The organism is Streptomyces sp. NPDC054047, assembly GCF_055585065.1.
Genome location: NZ_JBVJKV010000002.1, coordinates 1136380 through 1148600, shown reverse-complemented (window position 1 = coordinate 1148600; position 12221 = coordinate 1136380). Strand labels below are relative to the sequence as shown.

Annotated in this window: 9 protein-coding genes; 8 read left to right on the top strand and 1 reads right to left on the bottom strand. The window is 71.7% G+C overall.

What is annotated here, in order from left to right:
• Positions 1 to 82 precede the first annotated feature (82 nt).
• Positions 83 to 2242, bottom strand: a complete 2160-nt coding sequence (locus ACZ6ZP_RS11605) for a hypothetical protein (RefSeq protein WP_383827179.1) — start codon at positions 2240 to 2242, stop codon at positions 83 to 85.
• Between the two features lie 839 nt (positions 2243 to 3081).
• On the opposite strand from ACZ6ZP_RS11605, the gene ACZ6ZP_RS11600 reads away from it, so the two are divergent.
• From ACZ6ZP_RS11600 to ACZ6ZP_RS11565, 8 genes are all read left to right on the top strand, one after another.
• Positions 3082 to 5058, top strand: coding sequence for a hypothetical protein (locus ACZ6ZP_RS11600; protein WP_469406524.1), 1977 nt, complete (start codon positions 3082 to 3084; stop codon positions 5056 to 5058).
• A gap of 54 nt (positions 5059 to 5112) precedes the next feature.
• On the top strand, positions 5113 to 5802 hold the full coding sequence (locus ACZ6ZP_RS11595) for an alpha/beta fold hydrolase (protein WP_351161655.1): 690 nt from the start codon (positions 5113 to 5115) through the stop codon (positions 5800 to 5802).
• 96 nt (positions 5803 to 5898) lie between these two features.
• On the top strand, positions 5899 to 7188 hold the full coding sequence (locus ACZ6ZP_RS11590; RefSeq protein WP_469406522.1) for an NAD(P)/FAD-dependent oxidoreductase: 1290 nt from the start codon (positions 5899 to 5901) through the stop codon (positions 7186 to 7188).
• Positions 7182 to 7928 carry a DUF1365 domain-containing protein gene (locus ACZ6ZP_RS11585; protein ID WP_399974401.1) on the top strand — a complete coding sequence of 249 codons (747 nt, stop codon included), beginning with the start codon at positions 7182 to 7184 and terminating at the stop codon, positions 7926 to 7928. The genes ACZ6ZP_RS11590 and ACZ6ZP_RS11585 overlap by 7 nt, the downstream gene beginning before the upstream one ends.
• Positions 7925 to 9208, top strand: coding sequence for a class I SAM-dependent methyltransferase (locus ACZ6ZP_RS11580; protein ID WP_399974285.1), 1284 nt, complete (start codon positions 7925 to 7927; stop codon positions 9206 to 9208). The genes ACZ6ZP_RS11585 and ACZ6ZP_RS11580 overlap by 4 nt, the downstream gene beginning before the upstream one ends.
• Entirely contained in the window at positions 9205 to 10017 is an 813-nt protein-coding gene (locus ACZ6ZP_RS11575; RefSeq protein ID WP_469406520.1) for a DUF1295 domain-containing protein, read from the top strand. The genes ACZ6ZP_RS11580 and ACZ6ZP_RS11575 overlap by 4 nt, the downstream gene beginning before the upstream one ends.
• Positions 10018 to 10334: 317 nt before the next feature.
• Positions 10335 to 11084, top strand: a complete 750-nt coding sequence (locus ACZ6ZP_RS11570) for an ANTAR domain-containing protein (RefSeq protein ID WP_399974279.1) — start codon at positions 10335 to 10337, stop codon at positions 11082 to 11084.
• A 330-nt stretch (positions 11085 to 11414) separates the two neighbouring features.
• Positions 11415 to 12185: a GntR family transcriptional regulator gene (locus ACZ6ZP_RS11565; protein WP_469406518.1), complete on the top strand. Its 771-nt coding sequence runs from the start codon at positions 11415 to 11417 to the stop codon at positions 12183 to 12185.
• Positions 12186 to 12221 lie beyond the last annotated feature (36 nt).

Below are 12221 nucleotides of genomic sequence, written 5' to 3'. Positions count from 1 at the left end.
CGACGACGAAGGCGTGCCGCGCGCGGTGTGAACCCGGGGCCGGTCGGGAGGGGCCGGCCGGCCGCCGGGTGCGACCGGAAGGTCAGCGCCGGGTGGGCAGCGCGCGTGGCGTGTGGCCGTCGGCGCCCGGCTTCACGTACCGGGTGACGCCGGAGGGGACGGGCAGTTTCTTGGCCGCCTTCGGGACGTCGGCCCGCTCGGCCGCCGCCGTGCCCACGGTGGGGGCGGACGGCAGGTCGAGCGTGACCCGGCTCTGGAGCAGCCCCGGGGACGCCCAGCCGGAGGTTCTTCCGGCGTAGGCGGACCCGAACGGGCCGGTGCCCAGGAGGAGTTGCTGGACGGTGCCGGTGGGCATGGTGGCGCGGGCGGCCACGCCGGACGGGGCCTGGACCGTCACCTTGTCGCCGATCCGGTAGGCGGTGACCTTGCCGGCCTTGACGGCCGTGTCCCAGGCCGCGCGGGAGCGCAGCTCGCCGCCGATGTCGGCCATCCGCAGGTTGACCACGGGCGCGCTGTCCGCGAACAGCGCGCCGTACGCGTCGAGGACCGAGCCGAGCACGGGGTAGGCGATGCGGTCCTCGGCGAGGTTCGACTGGTGGATGAAGTGCGGCCGCGGGTCGTTGCCCAGGACGTGCCCGAGCGCGATCGTCGACTCGACCGGCACGATGTGGTCCTGGTAGCCGGTGACGGAGTCGAGCGGGCTCTCCAGGCAGGTGGCGACGGAGGAGTTCTCACAGACGCCGCTGCCGCCGTCCGCCTTGCGGGTGTAGATCCAGTTGTACTCGTCGATCTGCTCGCCCGCGCGGCCCGCGTTGTAGAAGACGTTCATCGGGAAGCGCGGCACGGTCAGCGCGGGGCCCACCTGGCGCTGCCCCCGGTCCCGGGAGTTGTCCGAGCCGAGCCAGGTCACGCCGTTGTCCCGCAGGGCCGTGCCCAGGTTCGGGTTGTCGTCGGGCTGCTGCGGGAGCACCTTGAGCCCGGAGTGCTCACCGGTGACCAACTCGCCGTTCTGGAGCGGGAGTCCGGCGCGCTGGCCCCAGTTGCGGTTGTCGGAGATCTGCTGGGAGATCTCGGCGCGGGTGGTGTATCGCGTGCTGCCGTCCGCGTTCTTCGCGCAGGTCCACGGCACGGTGCTGACGTCCTGGACGCAGCCGAGGAAGGGGTGGTTGTACGTGTGGTTGATCCAGCGGTGCTCGGCGCGGTCGGCGATCAGCCGGTCCGCCAGCGGGTCCGCGCCGCCGTTCTCCTCGCGGTAGAGCTCGCTGCCGCCGCCGTTGAAGGCCATGTCGAGCGGGAACTTGCGGCCCTTGGACCACTGGGCCGCGTAGGCCGCATCGTCCGCCGTCATCCGGATCGGGTCGGGCGTGCCCTGGCCGGGCGGGCAGTCCACGTCGCCCGGCGTGCAGTTGAGCTCGGTGTCCCAGCGGTCGTCGGCGCCGAAGACGTCGTCGACGTGCACGGCGAAGTAGTTGCGGGACGAGCCGAGCTGGACGCCCTGGGTCATCCAGTCGACGATGCCGCGGGCGAGGAGGCGGAACTGCTGCTGGTGCTGGTTGTAGACGAAGGTCACCACCAGCTCGCGCCGCCCGTCGTGGCGGTACTCGCCCACGAGCGAGCCACGGCCGGAGGCGCCGGGTATCGGTGCGTCCACGTAACTCGTGAAGTCGGCGCCCGGTGCGGGCTCGGCGAGGAACCCGTAGCTCTCGCCGACGGAGGGCGCGTTGTCCTCGAAGGGCACCTGCCCGGCGAGATAGCCGAAGGGGCCGCTCTTGCCCGATGCGGTCACCTGGGCCCGCACCCCGTCGAGCGAGCCGCTGAACTCCGGTGTCCGCAGGCCCGCTTCGGGCCTGGCGTAGGTGTAGGCGTCGACCTGCGGGATGGCGTAGGTCTGCTCGTAGGAGGCCAGGGCCGCCATCTCGGCGGAACCGGCCCCGAACGGATTGTCGTTGGGCAGCACGACGGCCTGGAACTTGGCGCGGGCCCGGCCGTCCACACGGTCGGCCAGGAACGCGGCGTCGATCACCGGCCGCCCGCTCTGCCGCAGGTCGACGGTGGTGTACGGCGTCCCCTGGGTGTCGAGTTCGGCGGTGAGCGCGGCGGTGGCAGGACCGCCGTCGGTCACCACCAGGACGCGCAGGTCGATGCGTGGCAGCTCGGCCGCCGAGGCCGGAGCGCCGGGCAGCGAGAGCGCGAGAAGCAGAGCGCCGGCGCCGAGAGCCGCCGCTCGCGCGGTGTGATTCATGCGGTGTGTGGTCCCCTCCCGGTCGAGCGCAGGGGGTGTCTCCACCCCATGGCCCGCCCCCCAACGACGCGGTCACACATCGCAGTGTGTGTCCGTGTCGCTCTGACGCGTCACATAGTGCGTCCCACCTGGGGGGTCTGTGCGGATTCTGTGAAACCTGGCGGAAAAATGCTGGCCAACCCTTAGGGGTACGAAATGAGAGACACGGGACGGGAGATGACACTGCGGAAGCAGGTGCTCCAGGACACCGTGGCCGCTCAGAGGGGTCGTCGGCCCCCGAGTGGACGGTAGGTGCCAGATACACACGCCGGTCCCGGATCCGTTCACCGGCCATCGGAATCGGGGTCGTGCAGAACCGAGCCGATTCAGCCAAGCGAGAGAGACCCGCGCCACCCCACCTTCTTCTGGAAAGCGCGTTCTGACCTGCACGGCAAGCGCGTTCCATGAACATCAGGGGGCGCAATTCAGGGCGTGATGGGGGGCGTGCGGAGGGGCGCTCTTGCATTCCTGGCGCCGAAGGGGGCGTGAAGCGAACGCGCAACAGAACCAATCCAGCACGCCGTCCCCGACGAATGACGGGTGTCCGAAGGGGTCGTGGGGGACCTCGGACACACGGAGGTGGTGACGGAAGCAAGTGGTCCCGGTGGAGTGTCGAGGCAGAGCCTCCTCCGCCCGGACGCTGCCGTCGCCACCTCCATCTCCGCGTCCACGTCCACGTCCACCACAGCGACGCAATGGCCAGAGCCGGGATGCCGGGATGCCTGTGACCATCGCACGATTCACTCGTTTGAACCTGGTCAGGACGCAACGTCGTCAGCCTTTGGAAGGCTTCTTGATCGATGAGCACATCGCAACGGCCCTCGGCGAAGGTGTCCGGGCGGGTGGCCCTTGACCAGGCCGAAGCCGTCATCGTCGACCAGTACACCCGTCTCGTACGCCTCGCCTACCTCACGCTCCCCCACACCCTCAGCAGGCATCGGCGAGTCCTCGTCGCCCACGCTCTGGTACAGCGCGCCCTGCCCGGATTCCGCATCGGGCGGCCCGCGCCCCGTGTGCCCGAGCAGCGAAGGGGCAGACCCGACCCCGCGGTCGCCGGCACGCGGGCGCGCGTCCTGCGCTCGGCGCTGGCCCACGACCGCCGTCCGCGCGGCTGGCCCGGCTTCCTTCCGCCTCCGCGCACGCTGCGCCCCATGCTCCCGATGGTCTGGGGGCTGCGGCTGTTCCCGCGCGCCGGGGGCGGCGAGGAGATCGCGCTGGGGCAGGTCCTCTCCGAGGTACCCGCGCCCGCCCGTGCGGCCTTCGTGCTGCTCCAGCTGGAAGGTCTTTCGCGCTCCGAGGTCGTCGAGCTGCTCGCCGCCGCCGATGTTCCTCGGCCGGAGCGGGCAGTCGACACCGCGGGCGACTTGGAGGCGGCCGCTGGCGAGACGACGGAAACGCTGCTGCGTTCACGGGAGTTCGACGCCTGTTCCGTACAGACCCGCCCGACCGATCTGCTGCGCCGCAGGCGCCGGTACCAGCTCTCCTGGCTCGCCGCGGGCCTCGTCGCCCTCTGCTGCGCGATACTGCTGACCGGCGTCGGGGCCGCTCCCCCCGGCGAGCGCGACCGAACGGCCGACGTCCAACTAGCCGTTACGCCGGATCAGTTGGTCCGGACCCCGCCCGACGCCTGGGCCGACACCTCGCGCGTGGACTTCACCGCATGGCCCGCACGCGGTGCGCGCGCCGACGACGACGAGCTGATCACTCGCGCGCTCGCCACCTGGACCGATCCGCCACGCGGCACCCGCATCGGCGTCGCCAGGTCCACCAGCGCCGAACCGCCGCCCGGCCAGACCCAGTTGCTGTACGCGGGTGACGTCGGCCGGGAGGCGGTCGTGCTGTTCCACGACGGCCGACGCGTCGTCCGCTACGCCGAAGCGGTCTCATCGCCGAGCGGCTCCGCGTCCCTGACCGTCTCCCGCTCCGACGAGGCCGACGTGACCACGGCGGCCGCGCTCGTCGTCAGCCGCGCGTCGGGCAAGATCCGCTACCTGACCGCCCCTTGGATCGCCGAGGCGCAGACGCGCGACCTGCTGACCCCCGACTCCCCCGGCCGCCCGCTCGACATGTCGGACGAAGGCGTCACCGATGCCGTCGCCCAGCCGCCGGGCAAGGGGCCGTGCGACAGCCTGCCGGTCCTGCAGCTGCGCTCCTCCGGCAAGATCGTGGAGAAGCACGCCTTCCTCGTCACCGACCTGGGCGGCCTCGCTCCCGCGCATCTCAGCTACACCCCCCTGCCCGGCACCGGAGCGCCGCCCCGCCAGCCGCGCGAGGCCACCAGCGGCGCGGCGCTGCGGAGCTGGGCCCGCACCGCGTGCCGACTCCCCGAGCTGCGGCACAGCGGCGTGCGGGCCGTCAACCAATGGGACTTCGCCGAGCAGGACCTGCCCGAACAAGGAGGCAAGGCAGTGTGGTCCTGCACCCGCGCGTCCACCTGGCGCGGCCCCGGCGACGTCCTCGTACAGTTCCGCGCGCCCACGACGTCCGCCACCGCACCGGCGAAGCTCGTCGGGCAGGCACGGTCGACCGCTGCCTGTAGCCGGTTCGGCCAGCACATCGTGGCCGCCACCCCCTGGACCGCGGGCTCCGGGCGCCGCTATCTCCTCGCCGCGGGCAGCCGCGAGGTCACCGGGATCGAGGTGACCGGCGAGGTCGACGCGACCGAGCGGGGCCGCACCCTGGCCGTCAGGGCGCCCAAGGACCCCGATGTGACCGTGCGGGCCCGGCTGTCCGACGGTGAGACCCTGGACGAGGTCGGCTCGCGCACCGCGCGCTAGGCGGGCCGGACGGGGCCGACGGGCGGCCGGTCACCGACATGTCGAGGAGTTCCTGTGCCCTTCCGCGATGGCCACCGCTCAGCGCTGGAGCTGAGCGGGCGGGTCGAGAAGCCCCGTGCCGCGGTGCTCCTGCTGCACGGCGGCCGCGAGCACGGGACCGCCGCGCCGCCACCGTGGAATCTGCCGGACGCGCGGCTGCGGCTCTTCGAGGGCGCGATCCGTCGGTCCACGTCGGGAGGCGACGTGCTGATGGGGCGGGTGCGTTATCGCTGCCGCGGCTGGAACGGCGATCGGGAGGACGCGGCGCAGGACGCCTGCCGGGCCCTGCGCGAGCTGGAGCTGCTCACCGGTGAGGTGCCGATCATCCTGGTGGGGCACTCGATGGGGGCCCGCGCCGCGCTGCGGGCCGCCGGGCATCCGCTGGTGCGCGGGGTGGTCGGCCTCGCGCCCTGGTGCCCCACCGGCGAACCGGTGGCGCACCTGCGCGGCCGCCGCGTGGTGCTGCTGCACGGCGACCAGGACCGTACGACCGATCCCAGGTCCTCCGTGGACTTCGCGGCGCGGGCGGGCGCCGCGGGCGCCGAGACGGCCACCGTGCCGATGTACGGCAGCGGCCACGCCATGCTGCGCCGGGCCGCCGCGTGGCACGGCCTGACCGGCGGGGCGGTCGCCGGGCTGCTGGGCCTGGCCGAGCTGCCTCCCGTGATCGCCGACCAGCTTCCTCCCGCCAGTACGTCCTGGTGACGGAGTCCCCGGCGTTCTTGACCAAGCCACGGAGTGTCCCGCTCCGAATCATCTTCAGAGCACGTCCGGCAGGTCCGGACGAGGAGATGGGACGGCATGAGAGAACAGCGACGGCGTACGGCGGTGGTGGGCTCCGGGGTGGCGGGGCTCACCGCCGCCCACATCCTGCGATCCGTACATGATGTGACCCTCTACGAGGCCGACGACCGCCTCGGAGGGCACGCGCACACCCATGACGTCCCGGGGGCGGACGGCCGGACGCACGCCGTGGACTCCGGCTTCATCGTGCACAACGACCGCACCTATCCGCATCTGCTCCGCCTGTTCCGGGAACTGGCCGTCACCTCGCAGCCGACGGAGATGAGCATGTCCGTGCGGTGCGAGGGGTGCGGCCTCGAATACGCGGGCGCGCGCGGCCCGCGAGGCTTGTTCGCGCAGCCGCACAACGCGCTGCGCGGCCCGTTCCTGCGGATGCTCTCCGAGATACCGCGCTTCCACCGCAGGGCGGCGCAGTCCCTGGCGGCAGGCGGGCAGGGCGCGGACGGCACGGAACCCGACGGCGGCACGTTCGGCGCGTTCCTCACCCGCCACGGCTTCTCGCACTACTTCGTGCGGCACTTCGCCGTGCCCCTCGTGTCGGCGGTGTGGTCCTGCCCGCCGGGTACGGCCCTGCGCTATCCGGCCCGCCATCTGTTCCGGTTCCTGGACCACCACGGAATGCTCACGGTGTCCGGATCTCCCACCTGGCGCACGGTGGCGGGCGGTTCGCGGCAGTACGTGGAACGGGTCGGCAAGCAGCTCCAGTCCGTGCGCACCTCGACGCCGGTGCGGTCGGTGCGCCGCGGCGAGGGCCGCGTGACGCTCACCACCGAGGACGGCACGACCGACACGTACGACTCCGTGGTCGTCGCGGTCCATCCGGACCAGGCGCTGCGTCTGCTGGCCGACGCGTCCGCTCAGGAGCGCGAGATCCTGGGGGCCTTCCCCTACTCCCGCAACCCCGCCCTGCTGCACACCGACACCACGGTGCTGCCGCACAGCCGGGCCGCCCGCGCCTCGTGGAACTATCTGCTCCCTTCGTGCGGCGCCACGACCGACCACGTGCGGGTCAGCTACGACATGAGCCGTCTGCAGCGGCTCGACGCCCCCGAGACGTACGTGGTGACCCTGGGCAGCGACGAGCGGATCGGCCCCGACCGGGTGCTCGCCCGGATGGCGTACGAACACCCCGTCTACACCCCGGAGTCGGTCGCCGCGCAGCGACGTCTCCCCTCCCTGAGCGGGCCCGTCACCGCCTTCGCGGGCGCCTATCACGGCTGGGGGTTCCACGAGGACGGCTGCCGCTCGGGGGTCGAGGCGGCCCAGGCGTTGGGAGTGCGCTGGTGAACGTCTCCCCCGGTCCGGCGCCGGCGCTGTATCCGAGCGTCATCACCCATGTCCGGACGAGCCCGCGCCACTACAAGCTCACCCACCGCACGTACCTGTGGCTGATCGACCTGGACGCGCCTCCCCGACTGCCCCGCATGCTGCGCCCGTTGGCCGGATTCGACGGACGCGACCACTTCGGCGGCGGGAGCACCGGCATCAAGACGGGGCTCGATGCCTTCCTCGCCACGCGCGGGATCACCCTGGACGGCGGGCGCGTGCTGATGCTCGCCCATGCCCGGGTCCTGGGGTACGTCTTCAACCCGCTGTCCCTGTACTGGTGCCACGGCCCCGGCGGCGAGCTGCGCTGTGTCGTGGCCGAGGTGCACAACACCTACGGCGAGCGGCACTGCTATCTCCTGGGCCCCGATGCCGCGCGGAGCGCGGACGTGGCCAAGGAGTTCTACGTCTCGCCGTTCTTCCCCGTCGATGGTGAGTACCGGATGCGGCTTCCCGTGCCGGGCGAACGCCTCGGCGTCACGCTGCACTTCGACCAGGGCGGCCACCGGATGTTCACGGCGACCGTGCGCGGCGAGCGCCGTCCCGCGTCCGCCGGGGTGCTGCTGCGGGCGGCCGTCCGTCACCCCTGGTCCACGGTGGCCGTCTCGGCGGCCATCCGGCGGCACGGCATCGCCTTGTGGCTGCGCGGTCTGCCCGTGCGGAAGCGACCCCGGCACCGTCCCCAGGAGGGCTTGAAGTGAGTACGTCCGTATCCGATGCGTCCGGCGTGTCCGGTGCCCCCGGCCTCTCCCGTCCGCAGGACGCGATCGACGCCGAGCGGTGGCCCGATGTCGTGGCCGTACCGCGCTGCTCCGCGGCGCGCCGCGCGCTGGCCCGGGCCGTCGTCCGACACGCCCTGAACGGATTGCCGCTGAAGGTGGCGATGGGCGACGGTGAAGTCCTGGGCCGAGGCGGCCCGTTGCTGGAGATCCATGATCCCGACAGCCTTCTGCGGCGTGTCGCGACGCACGGACTGGTCGGCTTCGGCGAGTCGTACATGGCGCACGAGTGGGAGGCGCGGGACCTGGTCGCGGTGCTGACCGTGTTCGCCGAGCACGCGGCCACGCTGGTGCCGCCCCCGCTCCAGCGGCTGCGCGCCCTGTGGGCGCCCAGGAAGCCGGCCGAACAGCGCAACACGCCGAGCGGCGCGCAGGCCAACATCCAGCACCACTACGACCTGTCGAACGACCTGTTCGCGCTGTTCCTCGACGCGTCCCTGAGCTACTCCGCCGCGCTGTTCGACCAACTGCCCGCGGCCTGGCCCGATCTGGAGGCGGGCCAGCACCGCAAGATCGACCGGATGCTCGACCTGTGCGGCGTGGGGCCCGGGACGCGGCTGCTGGAGATCGGGACCGGCTGGGGAGCCCTGGCCATCCGCGCGGCGGAGCGGGGCGCGAGCGTCCACTCGGTCACCCTCTCCGCCGAGCAGCGCGACCTCGCCCGGCAACGGGTGCGTGCCGCGGGCCACGAGGACCGCGTCCGCATCGAGCTGTGCGACTACCGCGAGGTGCGCGGGCAGTACGACGCGATCGCGAGCGTGGAGATGATCGAGGCGGTCGGGGCGGAGTACTGGCCCACGTTCTTCCGCGCCCTGGACTCCCTGCTCGCGCCGGGCGGCTCGGTGGCGCTCCAGGCGATCACCATGCCGCACGACCGCATGCTCGCCGGCCGGAACACCTACACCTGGGTGCAGAAGTACATCTTCCCCGGCGGTCAGCTGCCCTCCGTCCGCGCCGTCGAGGAGACCGCGCGCGCCCACACCGGGCTACGGGTCACCGCATGCGACGGCTTCGGCGCGCACTACGCGCGGACGCTGGCGCTGTGGCGCGAGCGCTTCGCCCAACAGGAGGAGAAGGTGGGTCAGTTGGGTTTCGACGCCACCTTCCGGCGCATGTGGGACTTCTACCTGGCCTACTCCGAAGCGGGCTTCCGCTCCGGCTACCTCGACGTGCACCAGATCCGACTGGACGGTGCGTCGTGAACGGCTTCGCCTGGGGCGCGTTCGGCGTCAATCTCGCCTTCGCCGCGCTCACCGCCCTGGCCGTGCTCCTGGCCACCTTCGCGTTCGCGCTGCGCCGCGGGCCGCACCGCGTCGTGGACATCGCCTGGGGGGTCGCCTTCGCTGCCGTCGCCCTCGTGACGTACGCCCTTTCGGCGGGGCACGGCGACGAGGGGCGACGGCTCCTCGTGACGGCCCTGACGGTGGTGTGGGGCCTGCGGCTCGCGGGACACATCGCCTGGCGGGCCCGGGGCCACGGCGAGGATCCGCGCTACGAGCGGCTGCTGTCCAAGGCTCCGGGCAGCAAGAACGCGTACGCCCTGCGCATGGTCTATCTGCTGCAGGGGGCGCTGGTGTGGCTGGTGTCCCTGCCCGTGCAGGCCGCCGCGTACATCTCCGGGCCGCTGGGGGCGCTCGCTGCCGTTGGAGGGCTCCTGTGGCTGACCGGCCTGGTCTTCGAGGCGGTCGGCGACCACCAGCTCGCCCGGTTCAAGGCGGACCCCGCCAACAAGGGCCGCCTCATGGACCGCGGTCTGTGGTCCTGGACGCGCCATCCGAACTATTTCGGTGACTTCTGCGTCTGGTGGGGCCTGTTCCTCATCACGTGCGAAGCGCCCGCGGCGGCCGCCGCCACGGTCGTCGGGCCCCTGGTCATGGCGTATCTGCTGACGCGGGGCAGCGGCAAGGCGCTCCTCGAACGGCACATGGCGGACCGGCCGGGCTACGCCGCCTACCGGAAGCGCACCAGCGGATTCTTTCCCCGGCCGCCTCGGTCGACGGAAAGGCCGTGACGGACCGAGGAGGTTGACAGGAATTCAATCCTGCTTTCAACAGAGCGAAAGAGGGGCGGTTAATTGCGGTTCTTGCGATCCTGGGACCACATCCGATCGGCGTGTGTCTGATATGAGACGAACAATCGCGGTAGCGTGGAGAAGATTCCGTGAATTCCTCAACTGGAGCATGAACGCGGTTCTGTTGCTGGTACTGGGCGACCGTCGGGAAGGGGAGCAGTGGTTCCGTCGCCAGCGGGACATGTCTCCCGGCCCCCTGCGGCCGGACCCCTCACACCGGCCGCTGTGGACGGTGTGTCACGGAGAGGAGAGGCGGCATGACCGCCATGTCCGAGAGGCAGCGCGAGGACCGGCTGGCGTCCGCGTTCGTGGATCTCGCGGCGCCACTGGTGCGAGACGTGAGCGTCCCCGATGTCCTGCAGACCCTGGCCGAACACTGTGTGGACCTGCTGGACGTCTCGGCTGCCGGCGTCCTGCTGGACGTTCCGCTCGGTCAGGTCGTGGAGGTCGTGGCCTCCGACGAGTACACCCGCGCCCTGGAGCTCTTCGGCCTCGAATGGGACGAGGGGCCGTGCCGGGACTGCTGTCGCTCCCAGGCGGGCATCTCTGAACTCAGGCTGGACGACGAGGCCGCCTGTGAACGGTGGCCCCGGTTCGCGCCGCGTGCCCTCCTCCTCGGTTTCACCTCGGTCGCCACGGTCCCCCTGCGGCGCCAGGACACGGTGGTCGGCGCCCTGAACCTGCTCCACGACCGGCCGAGACCGCTGGACGAAGCCGCTTTGCGGACGGCCCAGGCGCTGGCGGACACCGCCACGATGTGCGTGATCCAGCAGCAGGTGATGCAAGGACAGAAGACGCAGATCGCACGGCTCCAGAGCTCGCTCGACGCACGGATCGTCATCGAGCAGGCCAAGGGGTTTCTCTCCAACTCCCGTGGATGCAGCGCCGACCAGGCACTCATCCGCATGCGGACCTATGCCCGCAACCGGCAGCTCAAGCTCTCCGATGTGGCCCGCCAGGTCCTGAGCGGTTCCGTCGCGCATACGCTGCTCGACCCCGAACGCTGACCGGCCTCTGCCTTCACCGCGGCCTCACCGCGGCCGTTGAAAGATCCTTCGCCAATACGGGCGGAAATACCTTTCCGGCAACGGCAGACAAGGGCAGGCACCGGCAGACAAGGGTGAGCGAATTGAAGTCGCTCCCGGTTTGGGCCTGCGCGGAATTCCCGCCGACGGCGCCTTGTGCGGTCCTACAGCTGTCGTACAGCTGACGCACAACTGGCAGATCTTCCCGGCAGCCTGGCGAACCCGCAGGTCAGCGGCGGTACACGCGGTCTGTCGAGTGGCGCAATACTCCGGCAACACCACGGCCCCGGCCCCGTCGGTATGGTCCCTCGCATGCCAGCCGAACGTATCCGCGAGCACACAGTGCCGGTCGCCGCCGCCCGACGGCGTCGGCTGCGCGCGGACCAGGCACGACAGCTCGCCGACCTGCTGCGCCACCAGGTGCGCACCGGGGGCTTTCCCAGCGGTGTGCTGCCGCTGGAGGGCACGCTCGGCAGGGATTACCACGTGTCGCGGAACACCGTCCGGCAGGCGCTCGACCTGCTCCGTACGGAAGGACTGCTCGAACGGCAGCCGGGCGTCGGCACCGTCGTGGTGGCCGAGAAGTATCCGCACGGCCTGAACCGGCTACAGGGCCTCGCCGAGACCCTGCACGAACACGGCGACGTCACCAACGAAGTCCGTACGGTCGGTCCCGTCCCGGCGCCCGCACCCGTGGCCCGGCGGCTCGGCCTTGTGGAGCACACCGACGTGCTCTACATCGAGCGCCTTCGCCGCCTCAACGGCCTGCCGCTCTCCCTCGACCTCACCTACGTCCCGATGGACATCGGCTCCGGTCTCATCGGCTGCGACCTGGAGAACACCGATGTGTTCCGGCTGCTCGAGACCCTGACCGGGCAGTCGCTCGGCACGGCCGAGATCACCCTGGAGGCCGTCAACGCCGACGTGCACTCCGCCGCCGTTCTCGAGGCCCCGCGCGGGGTCGCCGTGCTCATGCTCGAACGCCTCACCTCGTTGGCCGACGGGCGCCCCGTGGACCTGGAGTTCATCCGCTTCCGCGGTGACCGCATCAGCATGAGCGGGCTGCTCCACCGCGCGCTCTGACCCGCAGGCCCCCGTGGGCCCCCGTCCCCGCGGGCC